A 22,911-nucleotide genomic window follows, 5' to 3' on the forward strand; every position below is an offset into this window, starting at 1 on the left:
CATGATCAAGCTGTTCAAGACCATCCTCAAGGCTGGCACCCCGACCGCCAAGTACCCCTTCGCCCCTATTGATGTGAACCGGGATTTTCGCGGCAAACCGAAATATCAGGCGGATCAGTGCATCGCCTGCGCCGCCTGCACCAAGGCCTGCCCGGCCAATGCGCTGGTGATGGAAGTGGACATGGAGACCGGCGAACGGCGCTGGGAGATCTCCATGGCGCGCTGCATCTTCTGCGGCCGCTGCGAGGAGGTCTGCCCGACCCGCGCCATCGCCCTCTCCCCCGAGTTCGAGCTGGCGGTGACCAACAAGGCCGACCTTTATGAGGAGGCCCGCTTTGCGCTGGCCCCCTGCACCCTGTGCGGCACCTACTTTGCCCCGAGCAAGCTGGTGGCGCTGGTGGAGGACACCCTCAAGCAGGCGGGCACGCCGCTCGCGACCCCGGAAAGGCTGCACCACTGCCCCGACTGCAAACGAAAACAGAGCATGCTGAGCCAGCCTGACTCGGCCCTGATCACACCGATAGCCACACCGATGGCCGCACAAAAGGAGTAGATGTGATGAGCAAGATCAAAGGCATAGAACCGGCTGTCGGCCATGCCCATACCCGCGCCGTGCCGCTGGCACAGGATCCCGAGATCACCAAACTCAAGAAGACCCTGCTCAAGGACATTCGCCGCTCGGCCTATGTCTACCGGGTCGATTGCGGCGGCTGCAACGCCTGCGAAATCGAGATCTTCGCCACCATCACCCCGCTGTTTGATGCCGAGCGTTTCGGCATCAAGGTGGTCGCCTCTCCCCGTCACGCCGACATCTTGCTCTTTACCGGCGCGGTGACCCGGGCGATGCGGGTACCGGCCCTGCGCGCCTACGAGGCGGCGCCCGATCCCAAGATCTGCATCGCCTACGGCGCCTGCGGCTGTGACGGCGGTATCTTCCACGACCTCTACTGCGTCTGGGGCGGCACCGACAAAATCGTACCGGTGGATGTCTATATTCCCGGCTGCCCTCCGACACCGGCGGCCACCATCTACGGCTTTGCCGTGGCGCTCGGTCTGCTTGAGCAGAAACTCAAAGCCACCAGCCACGAGGTGCAACCGGGTGAGCGGGTCGAACTGCGCCACACCGGCATCCCCAACGAAATCCGGGTGATGATCGAACGCGAAGCGCGCCGCATGGCCGGTTACCGGCAGGGGCGGATCATCGCCGACGAGTTTATGGCCCTTCTCGAAGGGGCGACCCAGCAGGATGTGGATCTGCGCATCCAGAGCTACCTCGATCAGCACGACGATCCGCGCCTCTCGGAGATCGTCAACAACCTCGCAAACGCCTGCCTCAACCGGGCAGCCGGCAAGGGAGAGGCGGTGCATGGCTGACGAGGTTTTTTTCTATCGCCTCTCGCGCAAGTTCGTCGACGAGCAGTTCGACGTGCCGGAAGAGGCCAGGGAGGTGATGTACTACAGCCTCGCCATCGGCCACCACCTCGGCATTGTCGATTGCCTGCGAGCAGACCTGGTCTGCTCGCTGACCGGTTATCGCGACTGGGTAGCCAAGCTGCCAGAGGGGAGCGAAGCGCGCCGCAAGATGGAGGGGTTTCTCACCTTTGGCGAGATCACCATCTATCGCGAGCACTGCCATATGCTGGCCTGCGCCTTCGACCGACTGCGCAAAGCCGACAATCTGCTCGATGAGCAGGAGCTGGGCTGGACCAATACCTTTATGGATCAGCTCACCGCCCTCTTTAACGACCCCCATATGTACCTGATGGTAAGGAGCCGCTGATGGGCTGCAATCTCGTGTTGACCGTGGGCAATGCCATGATGGGGGACGACGGTGCCGGCCCCTATCTTGCCGACAAACTGCAAGCCGCCCCCCTACCCGGCTGGATCCATATCGACGGCGGCATCGCGCCGGAAAATGTGGTCTATAAGGTGCGGGAACTGCAACCGGAGCGGGTGGTGCTGGTGGATGCCGCCGAGATCGGCGAGAAGGCGGGGACCCTGCAGGTGATCCCCCCCGAGACCATCGCCGAGATGTTTATCTTCTCGACCCACAATATGCCGCTCAATTTCCTGATCGACGAGCTCAAGACCTTTGTCCCCGAGGTGATCTTTGTCGGGGTACAACCGGCCATCGTGGCGTTCTCCTTCCCGATGACCGAGATGGTGAGCGAGGCGATGGATTATCTTTATCAGCATCTTGATGCCGCCAGTGACACCAGTCTGTTAATAGATAAACTGGATCAGTGGAATATTGCCAACGCCAAGCGGTGATTATTTATCGAGTTGTTAACGACCGTTATTGACCGACGGTTACGGCAATGTGATCGAGGCCCGATGTTAAATTAAAAACATCGGGCTAATTGTGCTGGACTTGATATAAAACAAGGTTCTTTGATTTTTTCAAAAAATCGCTAACTCTCGCTTTTTTATGACAAAAAAAGCGTTGCCAGTCACAGAAATTTGCCACAAAATGGCGACCATTACGGAAGTTGATGGGGTCTGGTGGCCTCCTCGGTCTTCAAAACCGATGTGAGCCGAGAAGGCTTTGGCAGGTTCGATTCCTGCCTCTTCCGCCAAATTTATCTATTGAACAAATACTCTCCCGCTGAATTTTTCGGCCTGGATGTTATTTCCATTGTTTGTTCAATATGTTTGAAGTAATACCTTTAAAAAGGTGCTTGCCGCTTGCCAATATAATCCGAACTCAGGTTATCTCGCTGGCCAAAAATTAATTTATCAGCATCGATGCAGCATTAATTTATACCCGCTCATTAATGCACCCAGTTTGCACTCATCCGCAAATCGCCAGCAGTGCCATAACCCGTCAGCTCGGCCTCTCTATCGGCAAACCGGTGCGCATCCCGAACCCACGCACTGCACTGGTAATCCCATGCCGAACTCGTCTCACGCGTCAGCCATCCCCCACCGCCAGCCCGCATCAGGTACGGCTGCCGACGATTCACTGCCAGATTCACAGCAACAGCCCAGCCAGCAACCAACGCGCCGTTTGCCGCAAGTGGAACAGCTGCTGCAGCAACCCTTTCTCGCCGGGTTTATCGAAGCGCTGAGCCGCCCGCTGGTGACTCAGGCGGTGCGCGACACCCTGAGCGAGCTGCGCCAGAGCGAAGATTTTCGCCAGCACGGCGTCGCCCCCGAGCAGATCGAGGCGCTGATTGCCAAACGCTGCCAACAGCAGTTGCGCCAGCGTCAAACCCGGGTGATCAACGCCACCGGCACCCTGGTGCATACCAATTTGGGGCGTTCGCCGTTAAGTGCCGATCTGTGGGACGAGGTGCGGGATCTCAACACCGGCTACAACAATCTGGAGCTGGATCTCGCCACCGGCAAGCGCGGCGGGCGCAAGGGGCTGATCGCCCCCCTGCTCCGTTGCCTCACCCTGGCCGAGGATTCGCTGGTGGTCAACAACAACGCCGCTTCGCTCTTTTTGCTGCTGCAGGAGGTGGCCAAGGGGCGCGAGGTGATCGTCTCGCGCGGCGAGCAGATCCAGATTGGTGGCGGCTTTCGCATTCCCGATATTCTGGCGCTCTCCGGTGCCAAACTGGTGGAGGTGGGCACTACCAATATCACTACCGCCAAAGATTACCTCGATGCCATCACCGATCAGACCGCGCTGGTACTAATGGTGCACAGATCCAATTTCGCCATTCGCGGCTTTACTGAATCCCCCGATATCGGCGAGGTGGCCCGCGCCCTGCCCGAACATGTAGTGCTGGCGGTGGATCAGGGGTCGGGCTTGACCACCGAAGAGTTTGCACCGGATGAAACCTCGGTACGGCAGTACATCAAGGCGGGGGCAGATCTGGTCTGCTACTCCGGCGACAAGCTCTTGGGGGGCCCGCAAGCGGGCATCATCAGTGGCCGCAGCGACCTTATCAAGCGGCTGGAAAAACACCCCATGATGCGCACCTTCCGCCCGAGCCGCATCGTCTACTCCCTGCTCGAACGCCTGCTCATCCACAAGCTCAACAAATCTCCCGTCGGCGAGGGTATCGCCCAGCGCACCCTGAGCAATCCGGCCGCCATGCAGGCCCGCGCAGATCAGCTGATGGCCGCCCTGCCCGGCTCCTTTGTGCCGGTTCCCGCCCAGCTGGTGGTGGGCGGCGGCACATTGCCGGACGAGTTCTACCCGGCCCCTGCGCTCGAATGCACCGACCCGCGCCCGGCCCAGCAGTTGCTCGACGCCCTGCGCGAACTCCCCGTCCCTGTCATCGCCACGGTGCGCCAGCAGAAGGTGCTGCTCAATATGGCCACCCTGCTGCCGACCGAGATGGAACTGCTGATCGCCCAACTCAAGGAGTTGCTGCTCCTCGCCCCGTTCAATGCAACAAATGCGACCGAGGAGCCCTGATCCCATGACCCCCTATCGCGCCGTTATCGGCCTTGCCGGCCACGTGGATCATGGCAAGACCTTGCTTATCAAGGCCCTCACCGGCATCACCACGGCCCGCGCCCACGAGCAGGCCATCGGCATGACCCAGGATCTCGGCTTTGCCCACTTCGACGACGGTCAGGGCAACACCATCGGCGTCATCGATGTACCCGGTCACGAGCGCTATATCCGCAATATGGTGGCGGGGCTCTGGAGTCTGGATCTGGTGCTGCTGGTCATCGCCGCCGACGAGGGGTGGATGCCGATGACCGGCGATCACCTGCGCCTGCTCAAGGCGATGGGGGTGCCACGCCTGCTGGTCTGCATCAACAAGTGCGATCTGGTCTCCCCCGACGAGCTTTTGCTGTTGGAAGAGAGCCTGCTGGAACGGGTGATGGACGAGAGCGGCATGGTGCCCGATATCGTCAGCGTCAGCGCCAAAACCGGCGAGAATATGACTGCCCTGCACGCCGCCATCGTGCGCCAGCTTGCCGATCTGCCAGCCTCACACGCTACCCGCGAGCAGAGCGCCCCGCGACTGTATGTAGACAGAGTCTTTACCGCCAATGGCACCGGCACAGTGCTCACCGGCACCTTGCAACAGGGCTGCCTCAAGGTGGGGGACAAGCTGCGCCTCTACCCCGCCGATCGGGAGGTGCAGGTGCGCTCCCTGCAGGCCTATCACCAGAGCGTCGACGAGATTGGCGCCGTCTGTCGGGTGGCGGTGGGCCTTAAAAAAGTGCCTCACAAGGAGGTGGCACGCGGCCACTGCCTTACCAGCGCCGCTGGCCAGTGCGAGGCGGCAACCCACCTTATCGTGCGACTCAACGCCGAGAGCCTGAGCGGCAAGGCGCTGCGCCCCTCTCTGCACAACAAGGAGGTCGAGGTGGCCCTTGGCAGCTGGCATGGCCGAGCCCGTTGTGTGCCGATAAAAGAGGCACCTATAAAAGGGCTGCCCATCAAGGATACCCGGCTGGTACGGCTGATCTTTACCAGCCCCATCCCCTGCTTCTTTGGCCAGCCGCTCGCCATCATTCGCCACGGCAGCAGCGAACTGCTGCACGGCGCCCGCATCGTCTGGTGCGGCGACATCCACCCCGCCAGACGCAAGGCGCTGCACGCCCTGCTGGGCGAACTGCCTGATGACTTGGAGCACTACAACCCGGCCACCCTGCAACTGGGGCTCAATGGCTATGTGCTTGCCAGCCGCTTTGACCAGCAGCCAGAGCAGATCACCCCCCTCGGTGACTGGCTGCTAGATAGCTGCTGGCTGGCCCAGAGCCGCGACCAGCTGCTGGCTACGCTGGCCAGCGAACCGCTTAGCGCCGCCGAGCTGGCGACCCGCTTTGGCATCGCCCTGCCAGTCACTCAGGCCCTGCTCCAGCAGCTCAAGAGCGAGCAGCTTGTTCGCCTGCACCATGACAAGTGGCAGCAGGGCAGCGGCGAGTCGGAAGATGATTTGGGGGAAGAGGCGCAGCTGGTGCTCAAGGTGGTGCGAGATCAAGGCAAGGAGGGTTATGAGCCCGGTAAACTGGGCCCCGGCGGCGTGGAGCTGGACCCCTTTATCACCCGCCAGCTGCCCGCCGCCCTGCAGCAGGGCTTGCTGCAAAAAGGCGCGTTGCAAAAGCAGCTGCGCAATCTGGCACGACTCAAGTATCTGGTGCAGCTCGATGGCCCCATCTACTACGACGCCGAGCTTTACAACCAGATGGTCGCCGCCGTGCTGGCGGGCCAGCAGGTGGGAGATCTGATCGACATGGCATCCCTCAAGGAGATCACCGGCTTGTCCCGTAAATACGCCATTCCGTTCTGCCTGCGCATGGAGATGGATGGCTGGGTGCGGCGCGAGGAGAACGAGCGCCGAGTACTGCGTTTGCCGCAGACTCAAGATGAGATGGAGCCGGCATGAGCGCCACCATCGCCCCCTCTGGCTCTGCTAATCCTGTGGCCAACCGGCTGCGCCGCGAATTTCATATCGACGGTATCGTGCAGGGGGTCGGCTTTCGCCCCTTCGTCTATGGGCTAGCACTGCGCCACGGCCTTGCCGGCTATGTGTTGAACGATGCCAACGGCGTCACCATTGGCGCCGAAGGATCGCCCGAGCAGCTCGCCAGCTTTGCCCGCGAACTGCGGGAACTGGCGCCGCCCTTAAGCCGCATCGATCATTTCAGCGAGCGGGAGCTGCCCCTTGCTCATGATCCCGACTTCGATGGCCAATTTCATGGCCAGTTTCGAATTAAAGCGAGCCAGCAGCAGAGCTCTGCAACGGTCGCCATCTCGCCGGATCAGGGGATGTGCGAGGCGTGCGCCCGGGACGTGGCCAATCCCAACGATCGCCACCACCACTACCCCTTTACCAACTGCACCCACTGCGGCCCGCGCTACACCATCATCCGCCGCCTCCCCTACGACCGCCCCCATACCGCCATGGCAGGCTTTGCCATGTGCCCGCACTGCGCGGCGGCCTATGAAAACCCGCTGGACAGACGCTACCACGCCCAGCCGGTGAGCTGCCCCGAGTGCGGGCCCCATCTCAGCTGGCGCAGCGGCTATGGCGATGCGCTGGCTGAGCGCGAGGATGCCCTGCAAGCAGCTGCAAGCGCCCTGCAAGCAGGCAAGCTTATCGCGGTCAAGGGGATGGGGGGTTATCACCTGATGTGTGATGCCCGCAATGAACAGAGTGTTGCCAGATTGCGAACGCTCAAGCGGCGCGCGCGCAAGCCACTGGCGGTGATGATGGGCTCCCTTGCCGAGGCCAAATTGCATGTCACCGGAAGCGAAGAAGAGTGGAAGTTGCTCACCTCCCAAGCCAGACCCATCACCTTGCTGCGCAAGCGCAAAAATGATGATCGGCTCTCAGAATCCCTACTTGCAACCGCACCGCTGGCCGAGGGGATCGCCCCCGGCATCCCCTACCTTGGGGTCATGCTCCCCTATACCCCGCTTCATCAGCTGCTGCTGGACGCCTGCGCCATGCCGCTGGTGGCCACCAGCGCCAATGGTCGCGGCAGCCCAATCCTTATCGAATCCGAGGTGGTGGTCAGGGAGCTCGGCAGCGAGATTGACGGCATCCTGGATCACAACCGCCCCATCCTGCACCCCTGCGACGACAGTCTGGTGCAGTGGGCAGGCGGGCGACGCCAGACGTTGCGCCTCGCCCGGGGCTATGCCCCCTGCACCCCCAGCCTGCAAGAGGCGGTCAGGGTGCCGCTCTTGGCTGTCGGGGCGCAACAGAAGAACCAGCTGGCACTGGCCTTCGGCCGCCAGCGCATCTACAGCCCCTATATCGGCGATCTGCACAGCCTGCCGATGCAGAGCCACTTCGAGCAGACCCTGGCGACCTTTCGCGATCTTTACGATCTCAAGCCCGAAGTTCTGGTCTCGGATCGCCACCCCGGCTACCTCAGCCACCAGTGGGCCAAAAGCTATTGCCGCGATCAGAATGCCACCCATCTCGAGGTACAGCACCATCACGCCCACCTGCTGGGGGTGATGGCCGAGCACGACATCACGGGCCCGGTGCTGGGGGTGGCCTTCGATGGCACCGGCCTTGGCGATGACGGCACCCTCTGGGGCGGCGAGCTGCTGATCGCAGACGTTAAGGGATTTGAGCGGGTTGCCCACCTTGCCCCCTTCAAGCTGATCGGCGGCGAGGCAGCCATCCGCGAGCCGGTGCGCCAGCTACTGGGGCTGCTGTTTGAATCGCACACTCCTGAGCAGATCAGCGCCCTCGATATTCCGCTGATCAACAAGTTGCCAGCTGAACGGATCTGCAACCTGCACCAGCTCTGGCAGCTGGGTCGCAACGCCCCTTACACCAGTTCCATCGGCCGGCTGTTCGATGCGGTGGCAGCGCTCTTGGGGGTAATCGGCACCCCCGATTACGAGGGCGAAACGGGACTCTTGCTGGAGGCTGCCGCCTTGCAGCAGGCCCCCGATGAAGCGCCCTTCCCCCTCGCCTTTGATCTCAGCCAATCAACAGAGGGGCCACTGCAGATCCAGTGGGCCAAGCTGATCCATACCCTTGTCAGCGAGCGGCGCCAAGGCACCTCAACCGCCAGCCTGGCTGCCGGTTTTATCCGCGCCATCAGCAATCTGGTCATCGCCCTTGCCGAGCGCTTCCCCGGCTATCCGGTGGCGCTGGGGGGCGGCGTTTTTCAAAACCGGGTGCTGATGGACCAGCTGGTGCCCGCTCTCGAAGCGGCCGGTCGGCAGGTATTGACCAGCGAAACCCTGCCGCTCAATGACGGTGGCATCGCCGCCGGTCAGCTCTGGTTTGCCATCCACCATCTTGCCATGCACCAGCCTGCCACAGCCGGTTGTGCCACCTTGTCGGAGTCCTGAAATTCATGTGTCTATCCATCCCCTCTCAGGTGGTGCAACTGCACCCCGAAGATAACTGCGTCACCGTCGACACCCTGGGGGTGCAACGGCGCGTCAGCTGCATGCTGCTCGAAGAGCCCCTCCAGGTGGGCGACTATGTGCTGCTCCATATCGGCTTTGTGATGAGCAAGATTGACGAAGCGGAGGCGCAGGCCAGCCTCGAGAGCTTCCGCCAGATGGTGGCCCTGATGCCCAAACAGGATATCTTGCCATGCTGACCTTGAATGACCTGTTCCAGGGCTTTCGCCAACCCGAGGTGATCCGCGCCCTCGCCGCCCAGATCACCGAACTGGCCAAAGATCTGCCCGAACCGCTGCGGGTGATGGAGGTGTGTGGCGGCCATACCCACACCATCATGAAGTACGGCCTGCACCAGCTGCTGCCGGCCAGCATCGAGTTCGTTCACGGCCCCGGCTGCCCGGTCTGCATCATGCCCAAAGAGCGCATCGATCAGGCCATCGAGCTGGCTTGCCAACCGAACGTCATTCTGGTCACCCTGGGGGACATGATCCGGGTGCCGGGATCCAGGGGCACGCTGGCCCAGCAACGGGCCAAGGGGAGCGATATCCGCCCGGTCTATGACCCCCTCGATGCCCTGCGTATCGCCCGTGAGAATCCGGAGAAAACCGTGGTCTTCTTCGCCATCGGTTTCGAGACCTCCACCCCGATGACGGCCGCCTTGTTGGCTGCCGCTGAAGAGCAAGAGGTCGAGAATCTGCTGTTTCATATCAACCATGTGCTGGTGCCGCCCGCCATTCATGCGGTGATGGCCGACGGGGTCGCCAAGGTGAACGCTTTTATCGGCCCCTCCCACGTCAGCGTCATCACCGGCGCCGATATCTACCTGCCCATCGTCGATCGTTATCAGGTGCCTGTGGTGGTGAGCGGTTTCGAGCCGGTGGATGTGATGGAGGCGCTCTTGATGATGGTGCGCCAGAAGGTGGAGGGTCGCTACGCGCTGGAGGTGCAATACAGCCGCGCCGTCACCGCCAGCGGCAATAAAGCCGCCCAGCGGCTGGTCGAGCGCTTTTTCGAGACCCGCGAGCACTTTCGCTGGCGAGGTCTGGGGGATATCAACGCCTCCGCCCTGCGCCTGCGCGATACCTTTGCCAAACGCGATGCGGAGCGCCACTTCGCGCTCAATCAGACTCCCATCGATGACCACAAGGCGTGCCAGTGCGCCGATATCCTGCGCGGCCTGGCCAAACCGAACCAGTGCAAAGTCTTTGGCCGGGGCTGCACCCCGACCCAGCCCATGGGCAGCTGCATGGTCAGCTCCGAAGGGGCCTGCAATGCCTACTACCGATATATGGGGATCCAATGAGAGAAATTCAGTTAAGCCACGGCGGCGGCGGTGTGGAGATGAACCAGCTGATCAATCAGCTCTTCTTTCGCCACTTTGGCAACGAGATCCTGCTGCGCGGTGAAGATGCCGCCCTGCTGCCGGTAAACGGCCCCGTTGCCTTCACCACCGACAGCTTTACCGTCTCGCCGCTCTTCTTCGAGGGGGGCGATATCGGCAAGCTGGCCATCGCCGGTACGGTCAACGATCTCGCCATGATGGGGGCCAAGCCCGAGTATCTGAGCTGCAGCTTTATCATCGAGGAAGGCTTCCCCTACGCCGATCTTGCCCGCATCGTCGAGTCGATGGCGGCCGAGCTTGCCAAGAGCGGTGCCCGCATCGTCTGCGGCGACACCAAGGTGGTGCCCAAGGGGGCGGCCGACAAGATCTTCATCAACACCAGCGGGGTCGGCACCTTTCCGCGGCCTGAGCAGAGCCGGGGCATCTCGGTACGCAACCTCAAAGCCGGTGACGCCATTCTTGTGTCGCGGGATATCGGCAGCCACGGCGCCTGCATCCTGATGGCCCGTGACGCCCTGCAACTGGGCTCCGATCTCAAGAGCGACTGCACCACCCTATGGCCGCAGGTAGAAGCGCTGCTAAAAGCGGGGATTACCCCTCACGCCCTGCGCGATGCCACCCGCGGTGGCCTTGCCGCCGTGCTCAACGAGTGGAGCAGCGCCTCCGGTGTTGCCATCGAGCTGGAGGAGTCAGCCATTCCGGTGTGCGATCCGGTGCGCGGCCTGTGTGAGCTCTACGGTTTCGAGCCCCATGATCTCGCCAACGAGGGAACCATGGTGCTGGCCCTGCCTGCCGAACAGGCGCAGGACGCGCTGGGCATCTTGCGGCAATTCAACCCCGCCGCCAGCCAGATCGGCGTGGTGCAGGCGAGCGATCGCCACAAGGTGATCCTCAACAACCCCTGGGGCAGCCGCCGCTATCTGGAGCTGCCGCAAGGGGAGCTGCTGCCGCGGATCTGTTGAGCAGCCATGCCGTTCCGTCATTTACAGGGAGGAGTCACTGCTCCTCCCCATATCGGTTAAGGAGCCACCATGCACGAAATGTCTCTGGCCATGGCCGCCATCGATCTGGCGGCTGAACAGGCCACCCAGCGGGGCTTTACCAGGGTGACCGCCCTCTGGCTCGAGGTCGGCAGCTTCTCCTGCGTCGACCCGGACACCATTGCCTTCTGTTTCGAGGCCGCCGCCAAGGGCACCGCCGTCGAGGGGGCCCAACTGCACTTTCAGCACCAGGCGGCAGAGGCCTGGTGTTACGACTGCAACAAGACGGTCACCCTCACCGAGCGCGGGCAGGCCTGCCCCGAGTGTGGCGGATACAAATTACGAGTCGCGCAGGGTGATAGCCTGCGCATCACCGACATCGAGGTAAGTTGATATGTGTAGCGTATGCGGATGCGGCCAGGCGCGGATCGCCGGCCATGAGCAGGATCATGAGCATCATCACGAACATGAACATCACCATGGCCATGAGCACGACCACCATCATGGTCATGACGCCCATCACCATCATGATCACGAGCAGAGTGCGCCGCGCACCCTGAACATTCACCACCACTATCACCATCAGGGGGATGTCCATCACCACTACCACGGGGTGCGAGCTCCCATAAGCCAAGAGGGTCATGATCACCCCCATGAGCACCACCATGAGCACCACCATGATCACCCCCACGACCATCATCATGATCATGCCCAATCTCATGAGCACGGCCATTCCCACACGCATCCCCATGATCACTGCCATGACCATGACCATGACCATGACCATGACCATGACCACCAGCAGGGTGATCTGCACTATGGCAAAGGGGAAGCGGGATTGTCGGTGCCCGGTATGGGGCAGCGCCAGCTGATCGCCATCGAGATGGATGTGCTGGCCAAGAACAACGCGCTGGCGGCCCACAACCGCGAACACTTCACTGCCGCAGACCAGCTGGTGCTTAACCTGGTCTCTAGCCCGGGTTCAGGCAAAACCACTTTGCTGTGCGAAACTCTGCGCCAACTGGCCGACAAACGCCCCTGCGCGGTGATCGAAGGGGATCAGCAGACCAGCGCCGATGCGGATCGCATTCGTGCTACTGGCGTCCCTGCCGTGCAGATCAACACCGGCAAGGGCTGCCATCTGGACGCCAAAATGGTCCACGACGCCTGCCACCAGCTGCCCGCCAATCAAGGGGGCATCCTCTTTATCGAGAACGTGGGCAATCTGGTCTGCCCCGCCAGCTTCGATCTCGGCGAGAAGTACAAGGTGGCGATCCTCTCCGTCACCGAGGGGGAAGAGAAGCCGCTGAAATACCCGGACATGTTTGCCGCCGCCCAGCTGATGGTGATCAACAAGATCGATCTGCTGCCCTATGTCAGCTTTGACGTGGCCCGCTGCATCGAGAACGCCAAACGGGTCAACCCCTATATCCAGGTGATCCAGGTCAGCGCCACCACAGGCGAAGGGATGGATGCCTGGCTGAACTGGCTGGCCACGGCCTGAACCAGAACCGGTTAAATGCCGTTACCAACAGCGGATAGCAAGAGAGGGAGGCTGATGCCTCCCTCTCTTTTATCTGTAGACCTTGTCGGTCATGCTATCCGTCCAAAATGGCCAGCATCCCACACTCGCTTCCCCTCACCCTAGCCCTCTCCCCAGGGAGAGGGAACCGGTTTGTGGATGCCGCGGCTATACGACGCCCTCAAACCCCTCAGGGAGGCTTCGAGCATAACAACCAGCCATATTTTCAAACCCCGAATTTTTCCAAACCCTAACCCCGGGCGGGTGAGATGGCACCTTCTGCTCCCTTCTCCCCTTGCGGGAGAAGGGCTGGGGATGAGGGGGAACTAACCCTCAGGCCGCATTTTCAGCCAATACACCAGTCACGGGCTGCATCTCACCAAAGCGCAGCACCCGATGACAGATCTGGCGCAGCAGTGCCTGCTGGTGGCTGAAGATGACCATGCCAAGCCCGCGCTGCTCGCACTCAATCATCAACTCCCGCCAGAGCTGGCGCTGAATTTGCGGGTCCAGCTGGGCAGTCACCTCATCGGCAATCAGCAACCGGGTTCGGGGATCGAGGGCGCGCAGCAGCGCGATGCGGGCCAGCTCGCCACCGGAGAGCTGACCGGGTTTACGACTGAGCCACGCAGGCTTGACCATAAAGCGGGTCAGCATGGCGTCATCGGGGCGCCATACATCCCAGAGCGCCTGCCCGGAGGTGCGATAGGGATTGAAGGTGAGCTCCGGATGCTGGGGCACCAGCTGGATAGGGTTATAACCTTTTACCTGTTCAGGTACTGGCTGCCCATCCAGCAGGATCTGCCCGCCAGCCCGAACAGGCTGCCAACTCGCCAATACCCGCCCCAGCGTGGTCTTGCCATGGCCGCTCGGGGCGGAGATGCCGAGCCGTTCGCCCGCTTTCACCGTCAGCGATAAACCCTGCCAGAGGGGACGTTCACCCTGGGCGATAGTGAGATTTCGTACTTCCAACATCAGGAAACCTCCGGCGCAGGGAAGAGTGCATTGAACTCCGGCAGCGCCTGCCAGTGGGCACGGAGCATCTCGCTCCCCTGCCCCTGGCGCAGATGGTGGCAGCTCAAGGTATCGCTCACCTGCCCCTGATGCAGCGCCACGATGCGATCGGCAAAGCGGGCCGCCAGCGCCAGATCGTGGGTCACCCAGAGGATACCGCTGCCCTGATTGGCCAATTCACGCAACTGGCCGAGCAGCAGACAGGCCAGCCCCTCGTCGAGCCAGGCGGTGATCTCGTCTGCCAGAATGTAGCGGGCGCCGCCGAGCGCCGCAGTGCAGGCCAGAATGCGCTTGGCCATGCCGCCGGAGAGCTGGCGCGGGAATCTGTCTAGGGTGGTCGCGGGCAGCTGATAGCGCAGCAACTGCTCGCCGAGCCGCTCGCGGGAACAATTCTGGCCGCAGAGACGTGCCGCACGGCCCAGCTGGCGCTCCACCGTCAGCAATGGATTGAGGGAGCTTACCCCCTGTGGCACATAGCAGAGGGTGTGCCCGCGCAGACGGGCCCGGCTGGCATCACACAGGGGCTCGCCATCGAGGGAAATGGTGCCGCGCATGCGCAGATTGTCCGGCAGCAATGTCAGGGCGCTTTGCAACAGCAGGCTCTTGCCCTCGCCGCTCCCCCCCACCAGCGCCACTATCTCCCCCGGCGCCAGTTGCAGGCTGATATCGGTCAGCAAAGGCTGCCAGCTGCGCCGCCCCAGCCAGGAGTAGTGGGCCGCCTCTATGGTCAACTGGTCGAAGCTCAGCATGTATCTCCCCCAAACCAGAGTTGTTGCAAGGCGCGAGTGGCCTGATCAAACAGCAGAACCAGCAGCAGCAACATCAGCCCCGGGAAGAGGGCCAGCCACCAGCCGCCACCGGCCAGATAACGCAGGGCATCGGCCAGCAGCAGGCCCAGCGAGGCTTCGTGGGCCGCCAGACCAAAGCCGAGAAAGCTCAAGGCCGCGCTGTGCAGCACCGCATGGGGAAACATCAGCAAGGTGCCGATAAACCACTGGGGCAACAGCCCCGGCAACAAGTGGATGCGCCAGCGACGCAGCGCCCCCATCCCCTGACAGCGGGCCAGCACCACATAGTCACTGCAGGCGATCCGCCGCGCTTCTGCGCAAAGGATCAGCGCCAACTTGGGCCAGTGGGTCAGCGCCACCGCCAGGATCACCCCGCGCATACCGCCCCCCACGGTAAAACAGATAAGGATCAGCAGCAGCATATGGGGCAGCGCCAGCATGGCGTCGATCACCATTCGCACCGCCGCATCACATCTGGGGTGAATGAGCGATACGCTTGCCGCCACCATGGCGAGCAGGCCACTGCAGAGAGCCGTGCTGATGCCGAGTTCCAGACTGGTGAGGGTGCCCTGAAAGGCGCGCAACCAGAGATCCCGCCCCATCTGATCGGTGCCGAACCAGTGGGCCAGCGAGGGGGGCTGCTGGCGCGCCAGCAGATCCATCGGCACATCCTGATGAGAGAGGCTCCAGCCGTAAGTGGCCAGCAGCGCCAATCCGAGCAGGGCAAAAACCAGCCGCAGTATGGAGGGAAACGGATTAAACAGCATGCTCACCCTCCCAGCCTCGATTGATGCTGGCCAGCAGCAAACTGGCCACCGTGTTGCCAATAAAGACCAGCAGGGTGCAAAAAAGCACGATTCCCATCAGCAAGGGGATATCACCCCTGAGCCCCGCATCAACGGTGGCCTGGCCGAGCCCCGGGTAGGAGAAGACCTTCTCCGCCAACAGCGACCCGCCAATCAGCTCACCAAGGGAGGCAAACTGCAGGCAGAGCGCCGGGGTCAGGGCGTGGCGCAGCACGTGAAAGCGCAACATGGGCCAGCCGCCATCCCCCTGAGCGCGGGCGTAGCGGATAAAGTCGCTCTCCAGCACCTCGGCCACCCGCGCCCGGGTGTGCAGCGCAATATTGCCCAGCCCGAGCAGAGCGAGCGTGGTGACCGGCAGCAGCAGATGACGCAACCGCATGGCCCAATCCGCCTCATAGGCAGCCAGCCCCGGCGTCCAGGCGCAGCAGACCGGCAGTAGCGGCCAGTGCACCGCAAACAGGGCGAGCAGCAACAGGCCGACCCAGAAGGTGGGCAGGGAGGCGAGCAGGTAGGCAAAGCGGCAAATAAGACGATCAGGCCAGCGGTTGAGATAGCGACCGGCGCAGAGCCCAAGCAGGATGCCGAAAAAGCCGGAGAGCAGCCAGGCACCCGCCAGCAGCAGGAAGGAGGCAGCAAAGCGCTGGCCTATTACCTCACCCACAGGCGCGTTGTAGAGCATGGAGTAACCGAGATCCCCCTGCAGCACCTGGCTAAACCAGTGCCAGTAGCGCAGCCAGAGCGGTTGATCCAGCCCCCAGCGAGCGGCGATGCGGGCGTATTGCTCCGGCGGCACATGGAGCAGATCGTTGCCGATATAGGCCTTGATGGGGTCGATGGGGGAGTAACTCAGCAGCACAAAGGTGGCGACCGAGACCAGACAGAGCAGCCCTGCCAGACGCAGCAGGGCTTTTAGCAACAGATAACCTGAATGACTCAAGGGCGAACTTAACGGCACGTCCACCGCCAATCCTGCAGGTTGTTGAGCAGGGACCAGCTACCGTGGATTTCCGGCGCCCCCTTGCCAAGGTCGATGCAGCGGTTGGCGAGATAGGTGTGCTGCACATTGAGCAGCCAGGCCCAGGCGGCATCCCCCTGTACCCCGGCGCCGGTTTTGCCATCCCACTCCACCTGCTGCCAGAACGGCACGGCCGCCTGCCAGTTCGGAGCATCCAGCGCCTGCTTGAGGTGGCCATCCACCACAGAGTTGCTGTAGTAGCCAGGGTTGTAGAACTCTACCCCACCGGAGCCGCTCTGGTAGTGGTGATAGAGCTCCATGGGATCCAGACTCCCCCACCCCATCAGCACCGGATTGGCGTGCATCTCCCGCTCCACCTGCTCCCAGCTGCCGGACTTGAGGCTCACCTCAAGACCGATGGGTTTGAGCATGGCCCGCACCGCTTCCGCCAAATCCCGGCGGGTGCTGTCGCCACTGGTGTACCAGAGGGTAAAGGCGGCGCGCAGGTCGCCCTTGTGGCGAATGCCGTCACTGCCCATCTTCCAACCCGCCTCGTCGAGCAGGGCGTTGGCGTGGGCCGCATCGCCATCCTTGAAGGCGGTGGCCTTGTTTAGCCAGGGCAGGCCTTCTACCGCGCTGTAGGCGGGGATGGCATGTCCTTCCAGCAGCTGGTCGGCCAGCAACTTGCGGTCAATGGCGTAGTTGATGGCGCGGCGCACCGCCACGTCCGAGGTCACGTCGTTGCCGATGGGATAACCCTTGGCATCCTTGCCGCCAGCAGGCGGAATGGGGAAGACGATACCGCGGTTCTCGACACTCGGCCGCACCCAGAGCTTGAGGGAAGCAGGCACGGTTGGCGCAAGCGACGGGGCGATGCGCACCACATCAAGCTGGCTGCTCTGGGCCGCGGCATAGGCGCTCTCTTCATCGATAAAGACAAAGACCAGCCGTTTGAAGTCATTGTTGCCACCGGCGTAATAGGGGTTCGCCTCCACCACCAGTTGCTGACCGGGCAGGAAGCTCACCAACCGGTAAGGGCCGGCACCGACCGGTTTTTGGGCATATGCTTTTGCGTCGTAATCCTGCTTCGACACTATCCCCAAGGATCCCAGCACGTTGACGAAGGTGCTCTGGGGGGCGCTAAGAGTGATGGCAACCTCGGTGGGCGAGAGCACCTTGGCCGAGACAAAGTTGCCCATGTCGATCTTGCCGCCGCCCTTGGCTGCGCTGTTGTAGGTGAAGGCCACATCTTCGGCGGTGAGCGGCGCGCCATTGGAGAATTTCAGGTCAGGCTTGAGGGTAATGAGCCACCCCTTGCCATCCTTGCTCGGGGTCACCGACTGGGTGAGCACATTCTGCCAGCTGAGATCAGCGTTTTGTTTGAGCAACGGACTGTGCAGCAGCAGATAGCTGCCGTGACTCCAGCCAAGCAGAGGGTCAAACCCTTCGGTGGGTTCAGCTCCGATGGCGAGCTTGAGCTCGGCAGGCACAGGTTGGGCTGCGGCCAGCGCCGCGTGAGAGGCAGTGCCCAGCAGCAGAGTCAACAGGACGCTCGCGCTGGATCTAGCGTAATGGCGAAGGGAATTGCGAGAAACAGTCATGGGGCTCCTTCTTGTTTTGTACCACTCACGGATCATCACTCAAAAAAGAGGCGGAATGCGTGTCTGAACATGGGAGTGAGGGGCCAAAATGGCCCCCTATTCTAAACTTGATTTCGCGTGAAACCTAGCGACTATGCCGGTTGACCGCGCCGGGCACCGAATAACCGTCTGCGCCCCAGATCCACGCCGCCAGCCCCTTGCTGTACCGGCAAGGAGAGCAGCATCTTGAGGGTGCTGCTCACCAGCGTTCTACCCTGATCAGCACCGAGATGGGGATCGAGCGGCGACATCAGGGAGCAGGCCAGCAGCTGTCCCGTCTCCGGCAATTCACCCACCATAAAGGTCATGTTGCCGCAGGGGAGCTGCAGGGCGAGCCGATCGCTGCTGCTGCGCACCGGCCAAAGCTGATCCGGCCCCGGCAGCACCACCACGCTCAGCATCCAGGGGGTGAGCACACAGCCGAGCCACTGATCTTCAAACAACGTGCACTCCGCAACGATTGGCATGCTGGCGTGATAGAAGGGCAACGCCTGCATCTCTTCGCGAGCGATCCGCTCGTACTGGGCTACCAGCAAGGGTGCTGGATTGGTGGCAAAACCGGCAAACTCCTGCGCCGTCTCCGGTACTCTCTCCAGCACTCTATCAACCTCGCTTAAATGGGACTGCGCCATAGGCCCTCCCGCGCTTGTTTAGCTTTCTCCTGCTCAGAGAGCGGGATGGCGGGGGCACCGACACTGGCCAGCAGGGTCAAGATCCGATCCGTCGCCTCCCCCATGGCAGCCGCCACCACAGGGGTGAGGCCGATGCGGGGCTCGAGGGATTCGGGCTCGACCCCGATCAAGGTGAGCCGCTTGGGCGACTCCCCTGTCATGTGCAGCGCCGAGAGCACATCCGCCAGCCCCAGCTGGTGAGGGGAGATCTTGCGGCCAAACAGGGTCGGGATCTCCTCATCTTTCAGTGTCACTACGGTGCCCGGCGGATTACCGCTTCGCACCGCATCCACCAGAATGATGTGATCGCGACTGGCCATCGCTTCGAGCAGCTCCATGCCGGCGGTACCGCCATCAAGCAGCTCGATGCCGGGGGCGAAACGGTATTCCCGCCCCAGTCCCTCGACGATGCGAACCCCTACCGCCTCATCGCTCAAGAGCAGGTTGCCGACGCCCAAGATCAGGATGTTCATCACAACACCTTCACCTGAGTTGTTTCGCCATTCTGGGTATCCACCACATGCACCGCGCAGGACATGCAGGGATCGAACGAGTGGATGGTGCGTACCACCTCCAGCGGTTTGGCGGGATCCGCCACCGGGGTGCCCACCAGCGCCTGCTCGTAGGGGCCGGGTTCATCGTTGAAGTTGCGCGGGCCCGAGTTCCAGGTCGATGGCACCACCGCCTGATAGTTCTCGATCTTGCCGCCCTTGATGACGATCCAGTGGGAGAGCATGCCGCGCGGTGCCTCTTCAAAGCCCACTCCGCGAAACTCCTTGTCCGCCGGGATCTCCGCCTTGATATAGGCGGTGGTGTCCCCCTTGCCGATGTTGTCGACCAGCGCCTTCCACTGATTTGACAGGGTATCTTTGAGCACGCAGCAGCGCACCGCGCGACCGATGATGCGGCCCATGGTGGAGTGCAGCTGTTCGGTCTTGATGGCCGAGCCGGTGAGCGCCTTGTAGATGCCATTCAACTGGTCGAAATGCGCCACCGTCTCCGGGTGTTTGGCGGCGAGCTTCACCAGCAAGTCTGCGAGCGGTCCCACCTCCACCACCTTGCCGTAAAAAGTGGGGGATTTGACCCAAGAGTATTTGCCGTCATCCTGCCAGCCGGTGTAGTTCGGCTCGGTCTTGCCCTCCCACGGCTTGAGGGGCTCGTCATCCTTGTACCAGGCGTGCTTGTTGCTCTCGGCGATGCCATCCATCAGCCAGCCATCCTGATGGCTCTCGATGGGGCGATAACCCGCCAGATTGCCATTCTCGATATAGCCGCCCGGCATCAGGAAGCTGCCGCCGTTGGCGTCGGTGGGGAGCTCCGGCACGCTCAGGTAGTGCTTGGCCCCCTGCCCCAGGTTCAGCCACTCGGGGTAGTGCGCGGCGATGATGGCAGCATCCACCTTGTAGACCTGCTCGATAAACTCGCCAAGCCGGTCGATAAAGTTCTTCACATAGAGCAGCCGCTCCAGGTTGAGCACGCTCGGTGCATCCAGATTGATGGGGTTGGCCACGCCGCCCACCGCCAGATTCTGGATGTGCGGGCTCTTGCCACCGAGGATGGCGACAATGCGGTTGGCATCGCGCTGGCACTCCAGTGCCTGCAGGTAGTGGGCCACGGCGATGAGGTTTACCTCCGGGCTCAGCTTCATCGCCTTGTGGCCCCAATAGCCGTTGGCGAAGATGCCGAGCTGGCCGCTCGCCACCAGGGCGCGGATCTTGTCCTGCACCTTGGTCAGTTCATCGGCACTGTTGAGAGACCAGGTTGATACCCCCTTGAGCATGTCCGCTGCTTTTTGCGGATTGGCCTCAAGGGCTGCGGTGATGTCCACCCAGTCCAGCGCGGAGAGCTGGTAGAAGTGGACGATGTGATCGTGGATGTTGTGGGCCGCGATGATGAGGTTGCGGATAAACTGGGCGTTGACCGGCACCTTGGCGCCGATGGCGTTCTCCACCGCCCGCACCGAGGCGATGGCGTGAATGGAGGTGCACACCCCGCAGATGCGCTGCACTATCATCCAGGCATCGCGCGGGTCGTTGCCCTTGACGATCTCCTCCATCCCGCGCCACATGGTGCCGGACGACCAGGCTTTGGTCACTTTTCCGCCTTCGATTTCGCAGTCGATACGCAGGTGCCCCTCAATGCGGGTGATGGGGTCTATGGTGATACGTTGGCTCATACGTTGGCTTTCCCTCGGGCCTGATAATCTTGGTGAACACGTTCAAGTGATGGCAGTACCGGCAGCAGCCGGATCAACAGCAAATAGGCACACACCTCGATGGCAACAAAGCCCAGAGAGATCAGCACCTCCTCCGCGGAGGGGAAGTAGTGGTAGCCATTGCCGGGGTTGAAGGCGAGCAGGGAGTAATCCAGCCGCCAAAGGGCGGCGCCCAGCAGCATGCTGAGGGCCCCCAGGAACAACATGCGCGAATCCCGGCGGCTCTTGTCCCAGTGGAACACCAGCAGCGGGAAGATCATCAGCGCAATCTCGCTCCAGAACATGATGGAGAAGCGATTGAACTCGGAGAGATACTCCGACTTGTCGTGGATGACGATCTCGGCAAAGCGCAGCGCCACAAACAGGATCAGGAAGATGTCGATCACCTGGGTCAGCTTGTAGAAGAGCGACTTCTCGTTGGGGCCCCGCCCCGCCAGTCCCGCCTGCACCAAAGAGCCCTCAAATACCACGATGGAAAAACCCATGATGAAAGCGGTCAGAAGCGAAAAGACCGGCAGCAGCTCGTAGCTTTGCCAGAGCGGATGGATCTTCTCCCCCGCCACTATCATCAACGAGCCCATCGAGGATTGGTGCATGGTGGGCAGCAGAGCCCCCAGCGCCAGCACGAAGAACATGATCTTGTTTAGGCGAATGAGTGACGCCTTCCAGCCGAACTTCTCCAGCAATACCGGCGCAAACTCTAGCGCCATCACCCCGATATAGATGGTCATGCAGACCGCCGTCTCGAACAGCACCGAGGAGGTGTTGAAGTGACCGGGCAGGTAGAAGTACGGCAGGTTCCAGTAACGACCGACGTCAATGGTGATGGAGAGGCCGCCCAGCGAATAACCGAACAGGCTCGCCAGCAGGGCCGGTCGCACCAGCGGGTGATACTCGCCCCGGTTGAAGACGTAAACCGCCCAGGCCAGCGCCCAGCCACCGCAGGCGAAACCGGTGCCGATCAAGAGGTCAAAGGAGATCCAGAGACCCCAGGGATAACCCCCGTTCAGATCGGTCACCGAGCCCAACCCGAAGATGAGGCGCTTGAGGATAAGCATGCCGCACAGCACCGCAAAGGGTGCCAGCACCAGCACCGGCCAGCTCACCAGCTTGCCGCCAAGGGGATGTGCCTTGTGATTACTCATGATCCTTGCCTCCCTTTGTGGTGCCCTGATCCTTGATCTGCGCACTCCCCTGATCATGGCCATCGTCATGATGGTGTTCGTGACCATTCTTGGTGTTGCGGCGAATGAGCACCGAGAGGCCGGTCAGTACCACCATGGGCAGCACCATCCCCTTGTAGAGGGTGTGCTGGATATGCTCGGAGCGGGCACCGGAGGAGAGCTCCGACAAGTCGGGCATGTCGAGCTTGGTATAGGGCACCCCGGCCAGTACCAGCACCTGGGTGCCGCCTCCCTCCTTCTCGCCATAGACGTAAGGCTGGTAGTTGGGCACCTCGTGCAGGTAAGGGTCGTTGGCAGAGAGGGTCTGGCGCGGATAGGCATATTCGCTGCCCGGAGTCGCCAGCAGACGACGCTTGGCCTCGGCCATCAGCTCCTCGCGGGTGCCGAAGATCACGGCGCCGGTGGGGCACACCTCGACACACCCAGGCAACTTGCCCTGATCAATTCGCTCAAGCCCCTTCTGGTTGCAGAGCTCGCACTTGTGGATCGCCCCCAGCGGATTGTCATAGTCATATTTGGGTACATCGAACGGGCAACCCACCATGCAGTAGCGGCAACCGGTGCAGACGCTCGGGTCGTAGTGAACGATGCCGGTCTTGGGATCTTTTTTAAGAGCCTGCACCGGACAGACAGAGACGCAGTTGGGATCGACGCAGTGCATGCACTGCTTCTTGATGTAGGCATAGCCATCCACCAGCTGATCCTTGTGCTCGCCAGTGCCGCTTTTCCACACCTGAATGATGTTGTTGGTGTAGGGGGTCAGCTTGTCGTTGTTGGACCAGGTCTGCGCCCCTGCCGGGTTGACAGGATTGCCATTGAGGCGCTGACACTCCGCCACACAGGCCTGACAGCCGACGCAGAGGGTAGAGTCGTAGAGCATGCCGAGCGCGCCGGGAATGGGCGGCTTGTTCTCGGCCGCCGCCAATGCGCTGCCGGAGACGGCTGTGCCCGCCGCCAGTGCACCGACGGAGGCAAATTTGAGGAAGTTTCGTCTGTTCAC

General features: G+C 62.0%; 23 protein-coding genes and 1 tRNA gene. 13 read left to right on the forward strand and 11 right to left on the reverse strand.

All coding sequences use genetic code 11. The features are described 5' to 3' along the window. Nucleotide 1 precedes the first annotated feature (1 nt). The 12 genes from G5253_RS00165 to hypA all read left to right on the forward strand — a co-directional run bounded on the left by G5253_RS00165 (nucleotide 2) and on the right by hypA (nucleotide 11,509). Entirely contained in the window at nucleotides 2-553 is a 552-nt protein-coding gene (locus G5253_RS00165; protein ID WP_266133971.1) for a formate hydrogenlyase complex iron-sulfur subunit, read from the forward strand. Between the two features lie 5 nt (nucleotides 554-558). Then, on the forward strand, nucleotides 559-1,374 hold the full coding sequence (locus tag G5253_RS00170; protein ID WP_266133970.1) for an NADH-quinone oxidoreductase subunit B family protein: 816 nt from the start codon (nucleotides 559-561) through the stop codon (nucleotides 1,372-1,374). Beyond that, nucleotides 1,367-1,780 (forward strand): formate hydrogenlyase maturation HycH family protein, encoded by a 414-nt coding sequence (locus G5253_RS00175; protein ID WP_005351509.1) that lies wholly within the window; start codon nucleotides 1,367-1,369, stop codon nucleotides 1,778-1,780. The genes G5253_RS00170 and G5253_RS00175 overlap by 8 nt, the downstream gene beginning before the upstream one ends. Next, entirely contained in the window at nucleotides 1,780-2,271 is a 492-nt protein-coding gene (gene hycI / locus G5253_RS00180; RefSeq protein ID WP_203119027.1) for a hydrogenase maturation peptidase HycI, read from the forward strand. The genes G5253_RS00175 and hycI overlap by 1 nt, the downstream gene beginning before the upstream one ends. Before the next feature lie 213 nt (nucleotides 2,272-2,484). Then, a tRNA-Sec gene (locus tag G5253_RS00185) sits at nucleotides 2,485-2,576 on the forward strand. Between the two features lie 314 nt (nucleotides 2,577-2,890). Next, nucleotides 2,891-4,369 carry an L-seryl-tRNA(Sec) selenium transferase gene (selA, locus tag G5253_RS00190; RefSeq protein ID WP_266133969.1) on the forward strand — a complete coding sequence of 493 codons (1,479 nt, stop codon included), beginning with the start codon at nucleotides 2,891-2,893 and terminating at the stop codon, nucleotides 4,367-4,369. A gap of 4 nt (nucleotides 4,370-4,373) precedes the next feature. Continuing rightward, the gene (gene selB / locus G5253_RS00195; protein ID WP_266133968.1) at nucleotides 4,374-6,299 is read left to right on the forward strand and encodes a selenocysteine-specific translation elongation factor; all 1,926 of its coding nucleotides are present in this window, start codon (nucleotides 4,374-4,376) and stop codon (nucleotides 6,297-6,299) included. Further along, entirely contained in the window at nucleotides 6,296-8,734 is a 2,439-nt protein-coding gene (hypF, locus tag G5253_RS00200; protein ID WP_266133967.1) for a carbamoyltransferase HypF, read from the forward strand. The genes selB and hypF overlap by 4 nt, the downstream gene beginning before the upstream one ends. Before the next feature lie 5 nt (nucleotides 8,735-8,739). Continuing rightward, a complete protein-coding gene (locus G5253_RS00205; RefSeq protein ID WP_033115859.1) occupies nucleotides 8,740-8,991 on the forward strand; it encodes a HypC/HybG/HupF family hydrogenase formation chaperone in 252 nt (83 codons plus the stop codon). Further along, nucleotides 8,985-10,097, forward strand: coding sequence for a hydrogenase formation protein HypD (gene hypD / locus G5253_RS00210; protein ID WP_266133966.1), 1,113 nt, complete (start codon nucleotides 8,985-8,987; stop codon nucleotides 10,095-10,097). Before G5253_RS00205 ends, hypD begins: the two co-directional genes overlap by 7 nt. Then, nucleotides 10,094-11,098 (forward strand): hydrogenase expression/formation protein HypE, encoded by a 1,005-nt coding sequence (hypE, locus tag G5253_RS00215; protein ID WP_236317687.1) that lies wholly within the window; start codon nucleotides 10,094-10,096, stop codon nucleotides 11,096-11,098. The genes hypD and hypE overlap by 4 nt, the downstream gene beginning before the upstream one ends. Before the next feature lie 69 nt (nucleotides 11,099-11,167). Then, nucleotides 11,168-11,509, forward strand: coding sequence for a hydrogenase maturation nickel metallochaperone HypA (hypA, locus tag G5253_RS00220; RefSeq protein ID WP_005345210.1), 342 nt, complete (start codon nucleotides 11,168-11,170; stop codon nucleotides 11,507-11,509). Here the strand turns inward: hypA and G5253_RS00225 are convergent. Then, the gene (locus G5253_RS00225) at nucleotides 11,487-11,861 is read right to left on the reverse strand and encodes a hypothetical protein (protein WP_266133965.1); all 375 of its coding nucleotides are present in this window, start codon (nucleotides 11,859-11,861) and stop codon (nucleotides 11,487-11,489) included. The two genes, hypA and G5253_RS00225, sit on opposite strands and share 23 nt — an antisense overlap. Between G5253_RS00225 and hypB the strand changes: the two genes are divergently transcribed. Further along, on the forward strand, nucleotides 11,742-12,620 hold the full coding sequence (gene hypB / locus G5253_RS00230; protein WP_421202623.1) for a hydrogenase nickel incorporation protein HypB: 879 nt from the start codon (nucleotides 11,742-11,744) through the stop codon (nucleotides 12,618-12,620). The two genes, G5253_RS00225 and hypB, sit on opposite strands and share 120 nt — an antisense overlap. A 351-nt stretch (nucleotides 12,621-12,971) precedes the next feature. Here hypB and G5253_RS00235 read toward each other — a convergent pair whose 3' ends face one another. The 10 genes from G5253_RS00235 to hybA all read right to left on the reverse strand — a co-directional run bounded on the left by G5253_RS00235 (nucleotide 12,972) and on the right by hybA (nucleotide 22,911). Beyond that, nucleotides 12,972-13,613, reverse strand: coding sequence for an ATP-binding cassette domain-containing protein (locus G5253_RS00235; RefSeq protein WP_266133964.1), 642 nt, complete (start codon nucleotides 13,611-13,613; stop codon nucleotides 12,972-12,974). Next, nucleotides 13,613-14,401 carry an ATP-binding cassette domain-containing protein gene (locus G5253_RS00240; protein WP_266133963.1) on the reverse strand — a complete coding sequence of 263 codons (789 nt, stop codon included), beginning with the start codon at nucleotides 14,399-14,401 and terminating at the stop codon, nucleotides 13,613-13,615. The genes G5253_RS00235 and G5253_RS00240 overlap by 1 nt, the downstream gene beginning before the upstream one ends. Further along, complete coding sequence (locus G5253_RS00245; protein ID WP_266133962.1) at nucleotides 14,395-15,207, reverse strand: ABC transporter permease; 813 nt, start codon at nucleotides 15,205-15,207, stop codon at nucleotides 14,395-14,397. Before G5253_RS00245 ends, G5253_RS00240 begins: the two co-directional genes overlap by 7 nt. Beyond that, a complete protein-coding gene (locus tag G5253_RS00250) occupies nucleotides 15,197-16,207 on the reverse strand; it encodes an ABC transporter permease (protein ID WP_266133961.1) in 1,011 nt (336 codons plus the stop codon). Before G5253_RS00250 ends, G5253_RS00245 begins: the two co-directional genes overlap by 11 nt. After that, nucleotides 16,192-17,802, reverse strand: coding sequence for an ABC transporter substrate-binding protein (locus G5253_RS00255; RefSeq protein WP_266133960.1), 1,611 nt, complete (start codon nucleotides 17,800-17,802; stop codon nucleotides 16,192-16,194). Before G5253_RS00255 ends, G5253_RS00250 begins: the two co-directional genes overlap by 16 nt. Before the next feature lie 131 nt (nucleotides 17,803-17,933). Next, nucleotides 17,934-18,473 carry a hydrogenase-2 assembly chaperone gene (hybE, locus tag G5253_RS00260; RefSeq protein ID WP_266133959.1) on the reverse strand — a complete coding sequence of 180 codons (540 nt, stop codon included), beginning with the start codon at nucleotides 18,471-18,473 and terminating at the stop codon, nucleotides 17,934-17,936. Then, complete coding sequence (locus G5253_RS00265; RefSeq protein WP_266133958.1) at nucleotides 18,455-18,985, reverse strand: HyaD/HybD family hydrogenase maturation endopeptidase; 531 nt, start codon at nucleotides 18,983-18,985, stop codon at nucleotides 18,455-18,457. The genes hybE and G5253_RS00265 overlap by 19 nt, the downstream gene beginning before the upstream one ends. Continuing rightward, nucleotides 18,985-20,688 (reverse strand): hydrogenase 2 large subunit, encoded by a 1,704-nt coding sequence (hybC, locus tag G5253_RS00270; protein ID WP_266133957.1) that lies wholly within the window; start codon nucleotides 20,686-20,688, stop codon nucleotides 18,985-18,987. The genes G5253_RS00265 and hybC overlap by 1 nt, the downstream gene beginning before the upstream one ends. Beyond that, nucleotides 20,685-21,872, reverse strand: a complete 1,188-nt coding sequence (gene hybB / locus G5253_RS00275) for a Ni/Fe-hydrogenase cytochrome b subunit (protein WP_266133956.1) — start codon at nucleotides 21,870-21,872, stop codon at nucleotides 20,685-20,687. Before hybB ends, hybC begins: the two co-directional genes overlap by 4 nt. Beyond that, entirely contained in the window at nucleotides 21,865-22,911 is a 1,047-nt protein-coding gene (gene hybA, locus G5253_RS00280; RefSeq protein WP_266133955.1) for a hydrogenase 2 operon protein HybA, read from the reverse strand. The genes hybB and hybA overlap by 8 nt, the downstream gene beginning before the upstream one ends.

It is taken from the genome of Aeromonas sp. 602658 (assembly GCF_049173005.1).
In the GTDB taxonomy this organism is placed as follows: Bacteria; Pseudomonadota; Gammaproteobacteria; order Enterobacterales; family Aeromonadaceae; genus Aeromonas; species Aeromonas veronii_A.